This window comes from Pseudomonas sp. NDM, assembly GCF_003105095.1.
GTDB classification, from domain to species: Bacteria; Pseudomonadota; Gammaproteobacteria; order Pseudomonadales; family Pseudomonadaceae; genus Aquipseudomonas; species Aquipseudomonas moraviensis_A.
The window spans coordinates 1-19,774 of record NZ_QETJ01000034.1; the positions used below are offsets into that span (position 1 = coordinate 1).

Annotated in this window: 17 protein-coding genes and 1 tRNA gene; all 18 read left to right on the top strand. The window is 56.0% G+C overall.

The features are described from left to right. The coding region (tuf, locus tag DCO47_RS10235; protein WP_116658043.1) for an elongation factor Tu at nucleotides 1-1,116 on the top strand (1,116 nt) is incomplete at its 5' end. A 53-nt stretch (nucleotides 1,117-1,169) separates the two neighbouring features. After that, nucleotides 1,170-1,245: transfer RNA gene (locus DCO47_RS10240), tRNA-Trp, on the top strand. Between the two features lie 45 nt (nucleotides 1,246-1,290). Then, nucleotides 1,291-1,659 (top strand): preprotein translocase subunit SecE, encoded by a 369-nt coding sequence (secE, locus tag DCO47_RS10245; protein WP_016772937.1) that lies wholly within the window; start codon nucleotides 1,291-1,293, stop codon nucleotides 1,657-1,659. Nucleotides 1,660-1,668: 9 nt separating this feature from the next. Next, a complete protein-coding gene (gene nusG, locus DCO47_RS10250) occupies nucleotides 1,669-2,202 on the top strand; it encodes a transcription termination/antitermination protein NusG (protein WP_007957598.1) in 534 nt (177 codons plus the stop codon). Between the two features lie 118 nt (nucleotides 2,203-2,320). After that, the gene (rplK, locus tag DCO47_RS10255) at nucleotides 2,321-2,752 is read left to right on the top strand and encodes a 50S ribosomal protein L11 (protein ID WP_003176435.1); all 432 of its coding nucleotides are present in this window, start codon (nucleotides 2,321-2,323) and stop codon (nucleotides 2,750-2,752) included. Next, nucleotides 2,752-3,447 (top strand): 50S ribosomal protein L1, encoded by a 696-nt coding sequence (gene rplA / locus DCO47_RS10260; protein ID WP_024014523.1) that lies wholly within the window; start codon nucleotides 2,752-2,754, stop codon nucleotides 3,445-3,447. Before rplK ends, rplA begins: the two co-directional genes overlap by 1 nt. A gap of 198 nt (nucleotides 3,448-3,645) precedes the next feature. Further along, nucleotides 3,646-4,146 (top strand): 50S ribosomal protein L10, encoded by a 501-nt coding sequence (rplJ, locus tag DCO47_RS10265; protein ID WP_008081912.1) that lies wholly within the window; start codon nucleotides 3,646-3,648, stop codon nucleotides 4,144-4,146. Between the two features lie 73 nt (nucleotides 4,147-4,219). After that, on the top strand, nucleotides 4,220-4,585 hold the full coding sequence (gene rplL / locus DCO47_RS10270) for a 50S ribosomal protein L7/L12 (protein ID WP_003228750.1): 366 nt from the start codon (nucleotides 4,220-4,222) through the stop codon (nucleotides 4,583-4,585). A 221-nt stretch (nucleotides 4,586-4,806) separates the two neighbouring features. Next, the gene (gene rpoB / locus DCO47_RS10275; protein WP_016772939.1) at nucleotides 4,807-8,880 is read left to right on the top strand and encodes a DNA-directed RNA polymerase subunit beta; all 4,074 of its coding nucleotides are present in this window, start codon (nucleotides 4,807-4,809) and stop codon (nucleotides 8,878-8,880) included. Nucleotides 8,881-8,944: 64 nt separating this feature from the next. Further along, a complete protein-coding gene (gene rpoC, locus DCO47_RS10280; RefSeq protein ID WP_042610656.1) occupies nucleotides 8,945-13,144 on the top strand; it encodes a DNA-directed RNA polymerase subunit beta' in 4,200 nt (1,399 codons plus the stop codon). Between the two features lie 216 nt (nucleotides 13,145-13,360). Then, on the top strand, nucleotides 13,361-13,732 hold the full coding sequence (gene rpsL, locus DCO47_RS10285; protein WP_003186084.1) for a 30S ribosomal protein S12: 372 nt from the start codon (nucleotides 13,361-13,363) through the stop codon (nucleotides 13,730-13,732). A 107-nt stretch (nucleotides 13,733-13,839) separates the two neighbouring features. Next, the gene (rpsG, locus tag DCO47_RS10290) at nucleotides 13,840-14,313 is read left to right on the top strand and encodes a 30S ribosomal protein S7 (protein ID WP_016772941.1); all 474 of its coding nucleotides are present in this window, start codon (nucleotides 13,840-13,842) and stop codon (nucleotides 14,311-14,313) included. A 30-nt stretch (nucleotides 14,314-14,343) separates the two neighbouring features. Continuing rightward, nucleotides 14,344-16,449: an elongation factor G gene (gene fusA, locus DCO47_RS10295; protein ID WP_016772942.1), complete on the top strand. Its 2,106-nt coding sequence runs from the start codon at nucleotides 14,344-14,346 to the stop codon at nucleotides 16,447-16,449. A gap of 31 nt (nucleotides 16,450-16,480) precedes the next feature. Continuing rightward, complete coding sequence (gene tuf / locus DCO47_RS10300) at nucleotides 16,481-17,674, top strand: elongation factor Tu (RefSeq protein ID WP_024014521.1); 1,194 nt, start codon at nucleotides 16,481-16,483, stop codon at nucleotides 17,672-17,674. A gap of 154 nt (nucleotides 17,675-17,828) precedes the next feature. Further along, nucleotides 17,829-18,140: a 30S ribosomal protein S10 gene (gene rpsJ, locus DCO47_RS10305; RefSeq protein ID WP_003186070.1), complete on the top strand. Its 312-nt coding sequence runs from the start codon at nucleotides 17,829-17,831 to the stop codon at nucleotides 18,138-18,140. 80 nt (nucleotides 18,141-18,220) lie between these two features. Beyond that, nucleotides 18,221-18,856 carry a 50S ribosomal protein L3 gene (rplC, locus tag DCO47_RS10310; RefSeq protein WP_003228738.1) on the top strand — a complete coding sequence of 212 codons (636 nt, stop codon included), beginning with the start codon at nucleotides 18,221-18,223 and terminating at the stop codon, nucleotides 18,854-18,856. A gap of 12 nt (nucleotides 18,857-18,868) precedes the next feature. Beyond that, nucleotides 18,869-19,471: a 50S ribosomal protein L4 gene (rplD, locus tag DCO47_RS10315; RefSeq protein WP_003228735.1), complete on the top strand. Its 603-nt coding sequence runs from the start codon at nucleotides 18,869-18,871 to the stop codon at nucleotides 19,469-19,471. Further along, nucleotides 19,468-19,767, top strand: coding sequence for a 50S ribosomal protein L23 (gene rplW / locus DCO47_RS10320; protein WP_002555488.1), 300 nt, complete (start codon nucleotides 19,468-19,470; stop codon nucleotides 19,765-19,767). Before rplD ends, rplW begins: the two co-directional genes overlap by 4 nt. Nucleotides 19,768-19,774: the final 7 nt, after the last annotated feature.

The window sequence follows — 19,774 nt, forward strand, 5'->3', positions numbered from 1 at the left end:
ACTCTGACTGCTGCTCTGACTCGCGTCTGCTCCGAAGTTTTCGGTTCGGCCGTCGTTGAATTCGACAAGATCGACAGCGCACCAGAAGAAAAAGCTCGCGGTATCACCATCAACACCGCTCACGTTGAGTACAACTCGACTATTCGTCACTATGCTCACGTTGACTGCCCAGGTCACGCTGACTACGTGAAGAACATGATCACCGGTGCTGCCCAGATGGACGGCGCGATCCTGGTGTGCTCGGCCGCTGATGGTCCGATGCCGCAAACCCGTGAGCACATCCTGCTGTCCCGTCAGGTAGGCGTTCCGTACATCGTGGTTTTCCTGAACAAGGCTGACCTGGTAGACGACGCTGAGCTGCTGGAACTGGTTGAGATGGAAGTTCGTGACCTGCTGTCGACCTACGACTTCCCGGGCGACGACACTCCGATCATCATCGGTTCGGCTCGTATGGCGCTGGAAGGCAAAGACGACAACGAAATGGGCACCACTGCCGTTCGTAAACTGGTTGAAACTCTGGATACCTACATCCCAGAACCAGTTCGTATGATCGACAAGCCGTTCCTGATGCCGATCGAAGACGTATTCTCGATCTCCGGTCGCGGTACTGTTGTGACTGGTCGTATCGAGCGCGGTATCGTTCGCGTTCAGGACGCTCTGGAAATCGTTGGTCTGCGTGACACCACCACCACCACCTGTACCGGTGTTGAGATGTTCCGCAAGCTGCTCGACGAAGGTCGTGCTGGCGAGAACTGTGGCGTTCTGCTGCGTGGTACCAAGCGTGACGACGTTGAGCGTGGCCAGGTTCTGGTCAAGCCAGGTTCGGTCAAGCCGCACACCAAGTTCACTGCAGAAGTTTACGTTCTGAGCAAGGAAGAAGGCGGTCGTCACACTCCGTTCTTCAAAGGCTACCGTCCACAGTTCTACTTCCGTACTACTGACGTGACTGGTAACTGCGAGCTGCCAGAAGGCGTTGAAATGGTAATGCCAGGTGACAACATTCAGATGACTGTTACCTTGATCAAAACCATCGCGATGGAAGACGGTCTGCGTTTCGCTATCCGTGAAGGCGGTCGTACCGTCGGCGCTGGCGTCGTAGCCAAAATCATCGAATAAGCGGTTGTAATGTATTTTTCGGGCCGGCATAATGGTCGGCCTGATTTTGTTTTAGGTCAGTAGCTCAATTGGCAGAGCGACGGTCTCCAAAACCGTAGGTTGGGGGTTCGATTCCCTCCTGACCTGCCAGATTCACTCGGTGTGTCTGGCTTTCTTTTCACAGGATCTTCATAGATGACTCCTAAAGCTGAAGCTCAAGGCTCTCGCTTCGATCTGCTCAAGTGGCTTGTAGTAGTCGCTTTGGTGGTTGTTGGCGTTGTTGGCAATCAGTATTACGCTGCTTCGCCGATCCTGTACCGTGTACTCGCTTTACTTGCCATTGCTGCTGTAGCTGCCTTTGTAGGCCTGCAGACCGCGAAGGGCAAGTCTTTCTTTGTACTGGTTAAGGAAGCGCGCACCGAGATTCGTAAAGTCGTGTGGCCAACTCGCCAAGAGACCACGCAGACCACGCTGATTGTCGTGGCTGTTGTTCTGGTTATGGCGTTGCTGTTGTGGGGGCTTGATTCCCTGCTCGGCTGGCTTGTTTCCTTGATTGTCGGCTAAGGGTGTCCCGTGGCTAAGCGTTGGTATGTTGTGCATGCTTACTCGGGTTACGAGAAGCATGTGATGCGCTCGCTGATCGAGCGCGTAAAGCTGGCTGGCATGGAAGATGGCTTCGGCGAGATTCTGGTTCCCACTGAAGAAGTGGTTGAGATGCGTAACGGCCAGAAGCGCAAAAGCGAACGGAAGTTCTTCCCAGGCTATGTGCTGGTCCAGATGGATATGAACGAGGGTACTTGGCACTTGGTCAAGGATACTCCTCGGGTGATGGGTTTCATCGGCGGAACTGCCGACAAGCCTGCACCAATTACCGATAAAGAGGCAGAAGCGATTCTGCGTCGCGTTGCTGATGGTAGCGACAAGCCTAAGCCGAAGACGTTGTTCGAGCCAGGTGAGACGGTACGTGTCAACGACGGTCCATTCGCCGATTTCAATGGCGTTGTGGAAGAAGTTAACTACGAAAAGAGCCGGATCCAAGTGGCGGTGCTCATTTTCGGTCGCTCTACTCCGGTGGAGCTCGAGTTCAGTCAGGTCGAGAAGGTCTAACTGGGCATGCAATCCCAACCCCGCAGCCTTAGGCTGTGGGGTTTTGTCGTCACTGGGATAAACGCGCAAGTAACCGGGGAGCCTTCCGAGGCGTTCGAACCCGTAATTGGAGTGCCTCATGGCCAAGAAGATTACCGCTTACATCAAGCTGCAAGTGAAGGCCGCTCAGGCTAACCCAAGTCCACCTGTTGGTCCTGCTCTGGGTCAGCACGGCGTGAACATCATGGAATTCTGCAAGGCTTTCAACGCCCGTACCCAGGGTCTTGAGCCAGGTCTGCCGACTCCAGTGATCATCACTGTCTATAGCGACCGTAGCTTCACTTTCGAAACCAAATCCACCCCTGCTTCGGTTCTGCTGAAGAAGGCGGCCGGTCTGACCAGCGGTTCCGCTCGTCCGAACACCGTTAAGGTTGGCACCGTTACCCGTGCTCAGCTGGAAGAAATCGCGAAAACCAAAAACGCGGATCTGACTGCAGCTGATATGGATGCAGCCGTGCGTACTATCGCCGGTTCTGCTCGTAGCATGGGCCTTAACGTGGAGGGTGTGTAATGGCTAAGCTGACCAAGCGTCAAAAGGCTATCGCCGGCAAAATCGAAGCAGGCAAGGCCTACAACATTGTAGACGCCGCTGCTCTGCTGGCCGAGCTGTCGACTGTCAAGTTCAGCGAGTCGTTCGACGTTGCTGTAAACCTGGGCGTAGACCCACGTAAATCCGACCAGGTTGTTCGTAGCGCTACTGTGCTGCCGCACGGCACTGGCAAGACCGTTCGCGTTGCTGTGTTCACCCAGGGTCCAGCTGCTGAGGCCGCTCTGGCTGCCGGCGCTGACCGTGTAGGTATGGACGACCTGGCTGCCGAAATGAAAGGCGGCGACCTGAACTATGACGTAGTGATCGCATCCCCGGATGCCATGCGCGTTGTAGGTCAGTTGGGTCAGATTCTCGGTCCACGCGGCCTGATGCCTAACCCGAAAGTCGGCACCGTAACTCCAGACGTAGCCAACGCGGTTAAAAACGCCAAGGCTGGTCAGGTTCGTTATCGCACCGACAAAAACGGCATCATCCACACTTCCGTTGGCAAGATCGGCTTCGACGCCGTCAAGCTGAAGGAAAACGTTGAAGCCCTGATCGCTGATCTGAAGCGTATCAAGCCAGCTTCTTCGAAAGGCATTTACGTCAAGCGCGTTACCCTGAGCACCACCATGGGCCCAGGTCTGGTTATCGACCAGAGCTCGCTCGACGCGTAAGACAAAGGTTGGCGCGGATTACCGCGCCAATTGAAAGATTGGGGTCCCTGCCTGGCGGGGGCTATCCAAGACCGTAGGCGGCGCAAGCCTTAAACCTCAAGCCTACGCAGATGGTGCTCCCGGTTCCTTACCGAATCAGACACCAAAACGACATTCGGTTCCGATCGAATGAAACGGTAACAAGCAGGAGTTAAACCCGTGGCAATTAATCTCGAAGACAAGAAGGCCATCGTCGCTGAAGTCAACGAGGCTGCCAAAGTCGCTCTGTCCGCTGTCGTGGTTGATGCACGTGGCGTAACAGTAGGCGCAATGACCGGACTCCGTAAAGAGGCTCGTGAAGCTGGCGTTTACGTACGTGTTGTACGTAACACCCTGCTCAAGCGCGCTGTTGCTGACACTCAATACAGTGTCCTCAACGACGTGTTCACCGGCCCGACCCTGATTGCATTCTCGAACGAACATCCGGGCGCTGCTGCCCGTATCTTCAAAGAGTTTGCCAAGGGTCAGGACAAGTTCGAGATCAAGGCAGCTGCGTTCGAGGGCAAGTTCCTCGCAGCTAATCAGATCGACGTACTGGCAACTCTGCCGACCCGTGACGAAGCAATTTCTCAGCTGATGAGCGTGATTCAAGGCGCTACCAGCAAATTGGCTCGTACTCTGGCGGCAATTCGCGACCAGAAAGAAGCTGCCGCAGCCTAAGGCTCGTCACTTCTCGCGTTTTTTGTTTATTTCGATGGTCGCGTAGGCCGTCCCCCAATTCAGGAATTGAGTCATGTCTCTGACTAACGAACAAATCATCGAAGCAATCGGCCAGAAATCCGTAGTGGAAATCGTTGAGCTGATCAAAGCGATGGAAGAAACCTTCGGTGTTACCGCTGCTGCTGCTTCGGCTGGTCCAGCTGCTGCTGCCGCTGTTGTTGAAGAGCAAACCGAGTTCAACGTTGTTCTGCTGGAAGCTGGCGAGAAGAAGGTTAACGTGATCAAGGCAGTTCGTGAACTGACCGGTCTGGGCCTGAAAGAAGCCAAAGAGAAAGTAGACGGCGCTCCTCAGGTTGTAGCTGAAGGCGTTTCGAAAGAAGCGGCTGAAGACGCCAAGAAGAAGCTGGAAGAAGCGGGCGCTAAAGTCGAGCTGAAGTAAGCATCGACTTTGCTCCTCCAGCCCGAGCGTCAAGCGACAGGCTGATGGCTGGTGGCTCTTGCCACCGGCCTTTTTCCGTTATTGGCAGCCGACTGGGTCGGTGCCGATGAAGGCGCTGTAACCACCCGATGCGGTGGCGCAAACCATGGGGTTTGCACGATTTTCTGGCTGCTCCCGTCGGGAGGGGCCAAACAAGCAGGTGACCAAGCTGGGGAACGCTGATGGCTTACTCATATACTGAGAAAAAACGTATCCGCAAGGACTTTAGCAAGTTGCCGGACGTCATGGATGTGCCTTACCTCCTGGCCATCCAGCTGGATTCGTATCGTGAATTCTTGCAAGCGGGAGCGACTAAAGATCAGTTCCGCGACGTGGGCCTGCATGCGGCCTTCAAATCCGTTTTCCCGATCATCAGCTACTCCGGCAATGCTGCGCTGGAGTACGTCGGTTATCGCCTGGGCGAGCCGGCATTTGATGTCAAAGAATGCGTATTGCGCGGTGTAACTTTCGCCGTACCTTTGCGGGTAAAAGTGCGCCTGATCATTTTCGACAAAGAATCGTCGAACAAAGCGATCAAGGACATCAAAGAGCAAGAAGTCTACATGGGTGAAATCCCCCTGATGACTGAGAACGGTACCTTCGTAATCAACGGTACCGAGCGTGTTATCGTTTCCCAGCTGCACCGTTCCCCGGGCGTGTTCTTCGACCACGACCGCGGCAAGACGCACAGCTCCGGCAAACTGCTGTACTCGGCTCGCATCATTCCTTACCGCGGTTCGTGGCTGGACTTCGAGTTCGACCCGAAAGACTGCGTCTTCGTGCGTATCGACCGTCGTCGCAAGCTGCCGGCTTCGGTACTGCTGCGCGCACTCGGTTACACCACTGAAGAAGTGCTGGACGCGTTCTACACCACCAACGTATTCCACCTGAGCGGCGAAACCCTCAGCCTGGAACTGGTGCCATCGCGCCTGCGTGGTGAAGTAGCGGTTCTGGACATCCAGGACGAGAAGGGCAAGGTCATCGTTGAGCAGGGCCGCCGTATTACCGCGCGCCACATCAACCAGATCGAAAAAGCCGGTATCAAGACGCTGGACGTGCCACTGGATTACGTCCTCGGCCGCACCACCGCCAAGGCTATCGTGCACCCGGCCACTGGCGAAATCCTGGCTGAATGCAACACCGAGCTGAACACTGAAGTCCTGGCAAAAATCGCTAAGGCTCAGGTCGTTCGCATCGAGACCCTGTACACCAACGACATCGACTGCGGTCCGTTCGTCTCCGACACGCTGAAGATCGACTCCACCAGCAACCAATTGGAAGCGCTGGTCGAGATCTATCGCATGATGCGTCCAGGCGAGCCGCCAACCAAGGACGCTGCCGAAACCCTGTTCAACAACCTGTTCTTCAGCCCTGAGCGCTATGACCTGTCTGCGGTCGGCCGGATGAAGTTCAACCGTCGTATCGGTCGTACCGAGATCGAAGGTTCGGGCGTGCTGTGCAAGGAAGACATCGTCGCGGTACTGAAGACTCTGGTCGACATCCGTAACGGTAAAGGCATCGTCGATGACATCGACCACCTGGGTAACCGTCGTGTTCGCTGCGTAGGCGAAATGGCCGAGAACCAGTTCCGCGTTGGCCTGGTACGTGTTGAGCGTGCGGTCAAAGAGCGTCTGTCGATGGCTGAAAGCGAAGGCCTGATGCCGCAAGACCTGATCAACGCCAAGCCAGTGGCTGCGGCGGTGAAAGAGTTCTTCGGTTCCAGCCAGCTCTCGCAGTTCATGGACCAGAACAACCCGCTGTCCGAGATCACCCACAAGCGTCGTGTCTCCGCACTCGGCCCTGGTGGTCTGACTCGTGAGCGCGCAGGCTTCGAAGTCCGTGACGTACACCCGACTCACTACGGTCGTGTCTGCCCGATTGAAACGCCGGAAGGTCCGAACATCGGTCTGATCAACTCGCTGGCTGCGTACGCTCGCACCAACCAGTACGGCTTCCTGGAAAGCCCGTACCGCGTGGTGAAAGAGGGCGTGGTGACCGACGAGATCGTGTTCCTGTCCGCTATCGAAGAAGCCGATCACGTGATCGCGCAGGCTTCGGCGACCATGAACGAGCAGAAAGTCCTGATCGACGAACTGGTAGCCGTACGTCACCTGAACGAATTCACCGTCAAGGCGCCGGAAGACGTCACCTTGATGGACGTTTCGCCGAAGCAGGTTGTGTCGGTTGCAGCGTCGCTGATCCCGTTCCTCGAGCACGACGACGCCAACCGTGCGTTGATGGGTTCGAACATGCAGCGTCAAGCTGTACCGACCCTGCGCGCTGACAAGCCGCTGGTAGGTACCGGCATGGAGCGTAACGTAGCCCGTGACTCCGGCGTTTGCGTCGTGGCTCGTCGTGGTGGCGTGATCGATTCCGTCGACGCCAGCCGTATCGTGGTTCGTGTTGCCGATGACGAAGTTGAAACCGGTGAAGCCGGTGTCGACATCTACAACCTGACCAAATACACCCGCTCGAACCAGAACACTTGCATCAACCAGCGTCCGCTGGTGCGTAAAGGTGATCGCGTTCAGCGTAGCGACATCATGGCCGACGGCCCGTCCACCGACATGGGAGAACTGGCGCTGGGTCAGAACATGCGCATCGCGTTCATGGCATGGAACGGCTTCAACTTCGAAGACTCCATCTGCCTGTCCGAGCGTGTGGTTCAGGAAGACCGCTTCACCACGATCCACATTCAGGAACTGACCTGTGTGGCTCGTGACACCAAGCTTGGCCCAGAGGAAATCACTGCGGACATCCCGAACGTGGGTGAAGCTGCACTGAACAAGCTGGACGAAGCCGGTATCGTTTACGTAGGTGCTGAAGTAGGCGCAGGCGACATCCTGGTCGGCAAGGTCACTCCGAAAGGCGAGACCCAGCTGACTCCGGAAGAAAAGCTGCTGCGTGCAATCTTCGGTGAAAAAGCCAGCGACGTTAAAGACACCTCCCTGCGCGTGCCAACCGGCACCAAAGGTACTGTCATTGACGTACAGGTCTTCACCCGTGACGGCGTTGAGCGTGATGCTCGTGCACTGTCGATCGAGAAGTCCCAGCTGGACGAGATCCGCAAGGATCTGAACGAAGAGTTCCGCATCGTTGAAGGCGCGACTTTCGAACGCCTGCGTTCCGCTCTGGTAGGCCACAAGGCCGAAGGCGGCGCCGGCCTGAAGAAAGGTCAGGACATCACCGACGAAGTTCTCGACGGTCTTGAGCACGGCCAGTGGTTCAAACTGCGCATGGCTGAAGATGCTCTGAACGAGCAGCTCGAGAAGGCTCAGGCCTACATCGTTGATCGTCGCCGTCTGCTGGACGACAAGTTCGAAGACAAGAAGCGCAAACTGCAGCAGGGCGATGACCTGGCTCCAGGCGTGCTGAAAATCGTCAAGGTTTACCTGGCAATCCGTCGCCGCATCCAGCCGGGCGACAAGATGGCCGGTCGTCACGGTAACAAGGGTGTGGTCTCCGTGATCATGCCGGTTGAAGACATGCCGCACGATGCCAATGGCACCCCGGTCGACGTGGTCCTCAACCCGCTGGGCGTACCTTCGCGTATGAACGTTGGTCAGATTCTCGAAACCCACCTGGGCCTCGCGGCCAAAGGTCTGGGCGAGAAGATCAACCGGATGGTCGAAGAGCAGCGTAAAGTGGCTGAGCTGCGCACCTTCCTGGACGAGATCTACAACCAGATCGGCGGTCGTAACGAAGACCTGGACAGCTTCTCCGATCAGGAAATCCTCGATCTGGCGAACAACCTGCGTGGCGGCGTTCCAATGGCCACTCCAGTGTTCGACGGCGCCAAGGAAAGCGAAATCAAGGCCATGCTGAAACTGGCAGACCTGCCGGAAAGCGGCCAGATGCAGCTGACCGACGGCCGTACCGGCAACAAGTTCGAGCGTCCAGTTACCGTTGGCTACATGTACATGCTGAAGCTGAACCACTTGGTAGACGACAAGATGCACGCGCGTTCTACCGGTTCTTACAGCCTGGTTACCCAGCAGCCGCTGGGTGGTAAGGCGCAGTTCGGTGGTCAGCGTTTCGGGGAGATGGAGGTCTGGGCACTGGAAGCATACGGTGCTGCTTACACTCTGCAAGAAATGCTCACAGTGAAGTCGGACGATGTGAACGGCCGTACCAAGATGTACAAGAACATCGTGGATGGCGATCACCGTATGGAGCCGGGCATGCCCGAGTCCTTCAACGTGTTGATCAAGGAAATTCGTTCCCTCGGCATCGATATCGATCTGGAAACCGAATAACACGTGACGCGAATCGAGAGCGGGGCAGGATTGCCCGCTCTCTGCTCCGCCAGGAGGAAAGGCCTTGAAAGACCTACTGAATTTGCTGAAAAACCAGGGTCAAGTCGAAGAGTTCGACGCCATCCGTATCGGATTGGCCTCGCCGGAGATGATCCGTTCGTGGTCGTTCGGTGAAGTTAAAAAGCCGGAAACCATCAACTACCGTACGTTCAAACCTGAGCGTGACGGTCTGTTCTGCGCCAAGATCTTTGGCCCGGTAAAGGATTACGAGTGCCTGTGCGGTAAGTACAAGCGCTTGAAGCACCGTGGTGTGATCTGCGAGAAGTGCGGCGTTGAAGTTGCACTGGCCAAGGTTCGTCGTGAGCGCATGGCGCACATCGAACTGGCTTCGCCGGTTGCCCACATCTGGTTCCTGAAATCGCTGCCGTCCCGTATCGGCTTGCTGATGGACATGACCCTGCGTGATATCGAACGCGTTCTCTACTTCGAGAGCTATGTCGTTATCGATCCAGGCATGACCACCCTTGAAAAAGGTCAGCTGCTGAACGACGAGCAGTATTTCGAAGCGCTGGAAGAGTTCGGTGACGATTTCGACGCCCGCATGGGTGCCGAAGCCGTCCGTGAACTGCTGCACGCTATCGACCTGGAACACGAGATTGGCCGTCTGCGCGAAGAGATTCCGCAAACCAACTCGGAAACCAAGATCAAGAAGCTGTCCAAGCGTCTGAAGTTGATGGAAGCCTTCCAGGGTTCCGGCAACCTGCCAGAGTGGATGGTGCTGACCGTTCTGCCGGTTCTGCCGCCAGATCTGCGTCCACTGGTCCCGCTGGATGGCGGTCGTTTCGCCACTTCCGACCTCAACGATCTGTATCGTCGAGTGATCAACCGTAACAACCGTTTGAAGCGCCTGCTGGATCTGTCCGCGCCGGACATCATCGTGCGCAACGAAAAGCGTATGTTGCAGGAAGCGGTCGATGCGCTGCTCGACAACGGTCGTCGTGGCCGCGCTATCACAGGCTCCAACAAGCGTCCTCTGAAGTCCCTGGCTGACATGATCAAGGGTAAGCAGGGTCGTTTCCGTCAGAACTTGCTCGGTAAGCGTGTTGACTACTCCGGTCGTTCGGTTATTACCGTAGGCCCGACTCTGCGTCTGCATCAGTGCGGTCTGCCGAAGAAGATGGCTCTTGAGCTGTTCAAACCGTTCATTTTCGGCAAGCTGGAAATGCGTGGTCTCGCGACCACCATCAAAGCGGCCAAGAAAATGGTCGAGCGCGAGCTGCCAGAGGTTTGGGACGTTCTCGCTGAAGTGATTCGCGAACACCCGGTTCTTCTCAACCGTGCACCGACCCTTCACCGTCTGGGCATCCAGGCGTTTGAACCGGTACTGATCGAAGGTAAGGCTATCCAGCTGCACCCTCTGGTCTGCGCCGCGTACAACGCCGACTTCGACGGCGACCAAATGGCCGTGCACGTACCGCTGACGCTGGAAGCCCAGTTGGAAGCGCGTGCGTTGATGATGTCGACCAACAACATCCTGTCGCCAGCCAACGGTGAGCCAATCATCGTTCCGTCGCAGGACGTTGTATTGGGTCTGTACTACATGACCCGCGAAGCGATCAACGCCAAGGGCGAAGGTCGTGTGTTCGCGGATCTGCAGGAAGTCGACCGTGTATTCCGTGCCGGCGAAGCCGCGCTGCATGCCAAGGTCAAGGTTCGTATCAACGAAACCGTCAACGATCGTGACGGCAACAGCGTGAGCGGTACCCGTATCGTCGACACCACCGTCGGCCGTGCGCTGCTGTTCCAGGTTGTGCCAAAAGGTCTGTCGTTCGACGTCGTCAACCTGCCGATGAAGAAGAAGGCGATCTCCAAGCTGATCAACCAGTGCTACCGCGTGGTTGGTCTGAAAGAGACCGTGATCTTCGCTGACCAGTTGATGTACACCGGTTTCGCTTACTCGACCATCTCCGGCGTTTCCATCGGTGTTAACGACTTCGTTATCCCGGACGAAAAAGCCCGCATCATCGGTGCAGCCACCGACGAAGTGAAAGAGATCGAGAGCCAGTACGCCTCCGGCCTGGTAACCCAGGGCGAGAAGTACAACAAAGTGATCGACCTCTGGTCGAAAGCGAACGATGAAGTTTCCAAGGCGATGATGGCCAACCTCTCGAAAGAGAAAGTCATCGACCGTCACGGCGACGAAGTCGACCAAGAGTCTTTCAACTCGATGTACATGATGGCCGACTCGGGTGCGCGGGGTTCCGCAGCACAGATTCGTCAGCTGGCCGGTATGCGTGGTCTGATGGCCAAGCCGGACGGCTCCATCATTGAAACGCCGATTACTGCGAACTTCCGTGAAGGTCTGAGCGTACTTCAGTACTTCATCTCGACTCACGGTGCTCGTAAAGGTCTGGCGGATACCGCGTTGAAAACTGCGAACTCCGGTTACCTGACTCGTCGTCTGGTAGACGTGGCGCAGGATCTGGTAGTGACCGAAATCGATTGCGGCACCGAACACGGTCTGCTGATGACTCCGCACATTGAAGGCGGTGACGTTGTAGAGCCGTTGGGTGAGCGCGTATTGGGTCGTGTGATTGCCCGTGACGTGTTCAAGCCAGGTACCGAGGACGTTATCGTTCCTGCCGGCACTCTGGTTGACGAGAAGTGGGTCGAGTTCATCGAGCTGAACAGCATCGACGAAGTGATCGTGCGTTCGCCGATCAGCTGCGAAACCCGCTATGGCATTTGCGCCAAATGCTACGGCCGTGATCTGGCTCGTGGTCACCAGGTGAACATCGGTGAAGCGGTCGGCGTTATCGCTGCCCAGTCCATCGGTGAGCCGGGTACCCAGCTGACCATGCGTACGTTCCACATTGGTGGTGCGGCAAGCCGTACTTCCGCAGCTGACAGCGTTCAGGTGAAGAATGGCGGTACTGTCCGTCTGCACAACCTGAAGCACGTTGAGCGAGTGGATGGCCATCTGGTTGCTGTGTCCCGTTCCGGTGAGCTGGCAATCGCGGATGACTTCGGTCGTGAGCGTGAGCGTTACAAGCTGCCGTACGGTGCTGTGATTTCGGTCAAGGAAGGTGACAAGGTCGACGCTGGCGCCATCGTGGCCAAGTGGGATCCGCACACTCACCCGATCGTTACCGAAATGAAAGGTACCGTGACCTACGTGGGCATGGAAGAAGGCATCACGATCAAGCGTCAGACTGACGAATTGACCGGTATGACCAACATTGAAGTTCTCGACGCGAAAGATCGTCCAGCTGCCGGTAAGGAAATCCGTCCAGCAGTGAAGATGGTCGACGACAACGGCAAGGATCTGTTGCTGCCAGGCACTGACGTTATCGCTCAGTACTTCCTGCCAGCCAACGCCCTGGTCGGTGTGGCTGACGGTGCGAAGATTGCGATCGGTGACGTTATCGCTCGTATCCCGCAGGAAACTTCGAAGACCCGTGACATCACCGGTGGTCTGCCGCGTGTTGCCGACCTGTTCGAAGCCCGTCGTCCGAAAGAAGCGTCGATTCTTGCTGAAGTCAGCGGCACCATCGCGTTCGGTAAAGAGACCAAAGGCAAGCGCCGTCTGGTCATTACCCCGAACGACGGTAGCGATCCGTACGAAGAGCTGATTCCGAAGTGGCGTCACCTGAACGTCTTCGAAGGCGAACAGGTAAACCGCGGCGAAGTCATCTCCGACGGTCCAAGCGATCCGCACGACATCCTGCGTCTGCTGGGTGTGAGCGCGCTGGCCAAGTACATCGTCAACGAGATCCAGGACGTTTATCGTCTGCAAGGCGTGAAGATCAACGACAAGCACATCGAGACCATCCTGCGTCAGATGCTGCGTAAAGTTGAGATTTCCGAGTCCGGCGATTCCAGCTTCATCAAGGGCGACCAGATGGAACTGACTCACGTTCTGGTAGAGAACGAACGTCTGAGCACGGAAGACAAGTTTGTCTCCAAGTTCACTCGCGTTCTGCTGGGTATCACCAAGGCGTCGTTGTCCACCGAATCGTTCATCTCGGCGGCTTCCTTCCAGGAAACCACCCGCGTACTGACCGAAGCGGCAGTCACCGGCAAGCGCGATTACCTGCGCGGCCTGAAAGAAAACGTAGTCGTGGGTCGTCTGATCCCGGCCGGTACCGGTCTTGCCTATCACAGCGAGCGCAAGCGTCGCCGTGATGCCGACAAGCCGTTGCGCGTAAGCGCCAGTGAAGTGGAAGCTGCACTGACCGAAGCGCTGAACTCGAGCGGTAACTGAGTTCTGCGATAAACGAGCGTGAGGCCCTGATCGCTCCGTTCGTCGAATCGAGACATTTAGTCGAGGTTCGACGGGCGGGGAGGTCGGGGCCTTGCCTTGACTGGAATCAAGATCCTCTTTAGACTCTTGATCCCCTAAATTTGGCGGGAATTCGTTCCTGCCATTTTGCTTTTCTTGCAAGACAATAGCGTCGCAAGACAACAGTGGAGCTAGTAGATGGCAACTATCAACCAGCTGGTACGTCAGCCGCGTAAGCGTATCGTCGAGAAATCCGACGTACCTGCGCTGCAGAACTGCCCGCAACGTCGTGGCGTGTGCACCCGTGTGTACACCACCACGCCGAAAAAACCTAACTCGGCACTGCGTAAAGTATGCCGTGTGCGTCTGACCAACGGTTTCGAGGTTTCCTCGTACATCGGCGGTGAAGGCCACAACCTGCAAGAGCACAGCGTGGTACTGATCCGCGGCGGTCGTGTAAAAGACTTGCCAGGTGTTCGTTACCACACCGTTCGCGGCTCCTTGGATACTTCCGGCGTTAAAGGCCGTAACCAGGGTCGTTCGAAGTACGGTACCAAGCGTCCGAAGTAATCGGCCGTTTTGCAGATTTTTATTTTATTGAGTCGATAAGAGTAAGGTCGGGCACGCATCCTCTGGATCTGTCCCGAGCTAACCTGAAGACCGCTTGAGGGCTTATCATGCCAAGACGTCGCGTAGCAGCAAAGCGTGAGATTCTGGACGATCCGAAATACGGAAGCCAGATCCTCGCCAAATTCATGAACCACGTTATGGAAAGCGGCAAGAAAGCCGTTGCCGAGCGTATCGTTTATGGTGCCCTGGAAACCGTTGCGGCCCGTAAGGCTGGCACCGATCCCCTGGAACTCTTCGAAAAAGCACTCGACGCCATCGCTCCGCTGGTCGAAGTGAAGTCGCGCCGCGTTGGTGGTGCTACTTACCAGGTTCCGGTCGAGGTTCGTCCTTCCCGTCGTAACGCTCTGGCAATGCGCTGGTTGGTAGACTTCGCCCGTAAGCGCGGCGAGAAGTCTATGGCTCTGCGTTTGGCTGGCGAACTGCTGGATGCTGCTGAAGGTAAAGGTGCTGCTGTTAAGAAGCGTGAAGACGTGCACCGTATGGCCGAAGCTAACAAAGCTTTCTCGCACTACCGCTTCTAATTTTAGCTTCACTAATTTTGCGAGGGCTTTATGGCTCGTACTACTCCGATTAGCCGCTACCGTAACATCGGTATCGTTGCTCACGTGGATGCTGGTAAAACCACCACCACCGAGCGCGTACTGTTTTACACCGGCAAAAGTCACAAAATGGGCGAGGTGCATGATGGCGCCGCGACCACAGACTGGATGGTTCAGGAGCAGGAGCGTGGTATTACCATTACTTCTGCTGCCATTACCGCCTTCTGGAAAGGTTCCGAGAAGCAGTACTCTCACGAGCACCGTTTCAACGTAATCGATACCCCGGGCCACGTTGACTTCACCATTGAAGTTGAGCGTTCCCTGCGCGTACTCGACGGCGCTGTCGTGGTGTTCTGCGGTACTTCGGGTGTTGAGCCGCAGTCGGAAACCGTATGGCGTCAAGCCAACAAATACGGCGTTCCACGTCTTGTTTACGTAAACAAGATGGACCGTGCCGGCGCCAACTTCCTGCGCGTGATCGGTCAGATCAAGCAGCGTCTGGGTCACACTCCGGTGCCGATCCAGTTGGCCATCGGTTCCGAAGACAACTTCCAGGGTCAGATCGATCTGATCAACATGCAAGCTGTCTACTGGAACGACTCCGACAAAGGTATGGTCCCTGTTCGCAAGGACATTCCTGCCGAGCTGCAAGAGCTGGCTGAAGAGTGGCGCAACAACATGGTTGAGGCTGCTGCCGAAGCCAACGAAGAGCTGATGAACAAGTACCTGGAAGGCGAAGAGCTGTCGATCGAAGAGATCAAGGCTGCTTTGCGTCAGCGTACTATCGCCGGCGAAATCGTTCTGGCTGTTTGCGGTTCTTCGTTCAAGAACAAGGGTGTTCCCCTGGTTCTCGACGCCGTTATCGACTACCTGCCTGCTCCGACCGACATTCCTGCTATCAAGGGTTCCAACCCTGATAACGAGGAAGAAGAGATGGAGCGTCATGCAGACGACAACGAGCCTTTCGCGGCTCTGGCGTTCAAGATCGCTACCGACCCATTCGTGGGTACTCTGACTTTCGTCCGTGTTTACTCGGGCGTGTTGAACTCCGGCGACGGCGTGATCAACTCGGTCAAAGGCAAGAAAGAGCGCGTGGGTCGTATGGTGCAAATGCACGCAAACGCCCGTGAAGAGATCAAGGAAGTACGCGCTGGCGACATCGCGGCCCTGATCGGCATGAAGGACGTCACCACTGGTGAAACCCTCTGCAACGCTGACAAGCCAATCATCCTGGTTCGCATGGACTTCCCGGAGCCGGTTATTTCGGTTGCCGTAGAGCCTAAGACCAAGGATGACCAGGAAAAAATGGGTATCGCTCTGGGCAAGCTCGCTCAGGAAGACCCGTCTTTCCGCGTTAAAACTGATGAAGAGACTGGTCAGACGATCATCTCCGGCATGGGCGAGCTGCACCTGGACATCCTGGTTGACCGGATGCGCCGTGAGTTCAACGTCGAAGCCAACATCGGCAAGCCTCAGGTTTCGTATCGTGAGCGCATCACGAAGAACTGTGAAATCGAAGGCAAGTTCGTTCGTCAGTCCGGTGGTCGCGGCCAGTTCGGTCACTGCTGGATCCGTTTTGCTCCTGCTGACGAAGGTCAGGAAGGTCTGCAATTCGTGAACGAAGTTGTAGGTGGTGTGGTTCCTAAGGAATACATCCCGGCTATCCAGAAGGGTATCGAAGAGCAGATGAAGAACGGCGTAGTTGCCGGCTATCCGCTGATCGGCCTGAAGGCTACCGTGTTCGATGGTTCTTACCACGACGTCGACTCCAACGAGATGGCGTTCAAGGTGGCTGCTTCCATGGCGACCAAGCAACTGGCCCAGAAGGGCGGTGGTGAGTTGCTCGAGCCGATCATGGCGGTAGAGGTTGTTACGCCTGAAGACTATATGGGTGACGTGATGGGCGACCTTAACCGTCGTCGCGGCATGATCCAGGGTATGGAAGACACAGTGTCCGGCAAGGTTATCCGTGCCGAAGTTCCACTGGGTGAGATGTTCGGTTATGCGACCGACGTTCGTTCCATGTCCCAGGGTCGCGCAAGCTACTCTATGGAATTCAAAAAATACGATACGGCTCCGTCGCACATCGTCGAATCCGTAACCAAAAAACAAGGCTGATTCAGCCCCTTTAGGCTAGGAGTTAATTGTCGTGGCTAAAGAAAAATTTGATCGTTCCCTACCGCACGTCAACGTTGGCACCATTGGTCACGTTGACCACGGTAAAACCACTCTGACTGCTGCTCTGACTCGCGTCTGCTCCGAAGTTTTCGGTTCGGCCGTCGTTGAATTCGACAAGATCGACAGCGCACCAGAAGAAAAAGCTCGCGGTATCACCATCAACACCGCTCACGTTGAGTACAACTCGACTATTCGTCACTACGCTCACGTTGACTGCCCAGGTCACGCTGACTACGTGAAGAACATGATCACCGGTGCTGCCCAGATGGACGGCGCGATCCTGGTTTGCTCGGCCGCTGATGGTCCGATGCCACAAACCCGTGAGCACATCCTGCTGTCCCGTCAGGTAGGCGTTCCGTACATCGTGGTTTTCCTGAACAAGGCTGACCTGGTAGACGACGCTGAGCTGCTGGAACTGGTTGAGATGGAAGTTCGTGACCTGCTGTCGACCTACGACTTCCCGGGCGACGACACTCCGATCATCATCGGTTCGGCTCGTATGGCGCTGGAAGGCAAAGACGACAACGAAATGGGCACCACTGCCGTTCGTAAACTGGTTGAAACTCTGGATACCTACATCCCAGAACCAGTTCGTATGATTGACAAGCCGTTCCTGATGCCAATCGAAGACGTATTCTCGATCTCCGGTCGCGGTACTGTTGTGACTGGTCGTATCGAGCGCGGTATCGTTCGCGTTCAGGACGCTCTGGAAATCGTTGGTCTGCGTGACACCACCACCACCACCTGCACCGGTGTTGAGATGTTCCGCAAGCTGCTCGACGAAGGTCGTGCTGGCGAGAACTGTGGCGTTCTGCTGCGTGGTACCAAGCGTGACGACGTTGAGCGTGGCCAGGTTCTGGTCAAGCCAGGTTCGGTCAAGCCGCACACCAAGTTCACTGCAGAAGTTTACGTTCTGAGCAAGGAAGAAGGCGGTCGTCACACTCCGTTCTTCAAAGGCTACCGTCCACAGTTCTACTTCCGTACTACTGACGTGACTGGTAACTGCGAGCTGCCAGAAGGCGTTGAAATGGTAATGCCAGGTGACAACATTCAGATGACTGTTACCCTGATCAAAACCATCGCGATGGAAGACGGTCTGCGTTTCGCTATCCGTGAAGGCGGTCGTACCGTCGGCGCTGGCGTCGTAGCCAAAATCATCGAGTAAGGCTTTTAAAGTCAGCTTGATGGATTGAAAAAGCCCCCGCTCAGCGGGGGCTTTTTTATTGGGTTGACACCTATCGGGGGCGTCTATAGAATTGCGCCTCCTTTTAACGGGCGTATTGCGCCCGGTGGGAATAGCAGCCGGAGTCTGAAATCCAATGCAAAATCAGCAAATCCGTATCAGGTTGAAGGCTTTTGACCATCGCCTGATCGACCAATCAACCCAGGAAATCGTGGAAACCGCGAAACGTACTGGTGCTCAAGTGCGTGGTCCAATTCCACTGCCTACCCGTAAAGAGCGGTTCACCGTTCTGGTTTCCCCGCACGTCAACAAAGACGCGCGTGACCAGTACGAGATCCGCACTCATAAGCGTGTTCTGGACATCGTCCAGCCAACGGATAAAACCGTTGATGCGCTGATGAAGCTTGATCTTGCGGCCGGTGTGGAAGTGCAGATCAGCCTCGGCTAAGACTCGGTCTTGGTCGTGTAACGCTCTGAAATGGGCGGCCATAGCGGGTGAAAGCCCCGTACACTCATGAGGTTTACAACATGACTATTGGTGTAGTCGGTCGTAAATGCGGTATGACCCGTATTTTCACCGAAGAAGGTGTCTCCATTCCGGTCACGGTCATTGAGATCGAGCCGAATCGCGTCACCCAGTTCAAAACTGAAGAGACCGATGGCTATCGTGCAGTGCAAGTCACTGTCGGCGAGCGTCGCGCTTCGCGTGTAACAGCAGCTCAGGCTGGCCACTTCGCTAAAGCGAACGTAGCCGCTGGTCGCACCACCATGGAATTCCGTCTTGAAGAAGGCGAGTACCAGGCTGGCGATCTGATCAACGCTGAAATCTTCGCCGCTGGTCAACTGGTTGATGTAACCGGTCAGTCCAAGGGTAAAGGCTTCCAGGGTACGATCAAGCGTTGGAATTTCCGCGGGCAAGATAACACCCACGGTAACTCCGTATCCCACCGCGTCCCAGGCTCTATCGGCCAGTGCCAGACTCCTGGTCGTGTATTCAAGGGCAAAAAAATGTCCGGTCATATGGGCGCTGAGCGCGTGACCGTGCAGTCCCTGGAAGTAGTGCGCGTGGACGCTGAACGCAATCTGTTGTTGGTCAAGGGTGCTGTTCCTGGCGCTACTGGCGGCAACCTGGTTGTACGTCCAGCAGCCAAGGCTCGCGGTTAAGGGGAAGCTGACATGCAATTAAATGTAAATGACGCTCAAGCGATCGAAGTTTCCGAACTGACATTTGGCGGCGAATTCAACGAGACGCTGGTTCACCAAGCAGTCGTGGCCTACATGGCCGGCGGCCGTCAAGGTAGCAAGCAGCAGAAGACCCGTTCCGACGTTCGTGGTGGCGGCAAGCGCCCATGGCGTCAGAAAGGTACTGGCCGTGCTCGTGCCGGTACTATCCGTAGCCCAATCTGGCGTGGCGGCGGTACCACTTTCGCAGCTCGTCCACAGGATCACTCCCAGAAGCTGAACAAGAAGATGTATCGCGCAGCAATGCGTTCCATCCTTGCTGAGCTGGTGCGTACTGATCGTCTGGTCGTGGTTCAGGATTTCGCTGTTGAAACTCCGAAAACCAAAGATCTGCTGGGCAAACTGAACAACATGAGCCTGACCGACGTTCTGATCGTGTCGGACGCTGTTGATCAGAACCTGTACCTGGCTGCTCGCAACCTGCCGCACGTAGATGTACGTGACGTGCAAGGTTCCGATCCAGTTAGTCTGATCGCATACGACAAGGTGTTGATCACCGTGTCGGCCGTGAAGAAATTCGAGGAGCTGCTGGGATGAACCAGGAACGCGTATTTAAAGTTCTGCTTGGCCCGCACGTTTCCGAGAAGGCTACGGTTCTGGCAGACAAGAAAGGCCAGTTCGTTTTCAAGGTTGCTACCGATGCAACCAAGCTGGAAATCAAGAAGGCCGTCGAAAGCCTGTTCAGCGTGAAAGTAGAGCGCGTCACTACCCTGAACGTTCTGGGTAAGAGCAAGCGCACTGCTCGCGGTCTGGGCAAGCGTAATGACTGGAAGAAGGCAGTTATCTCCCTTCAGCCAGGCCAAGATCTCGATTTCAGCAGCAGTGCTGAGTAAGGAAGGG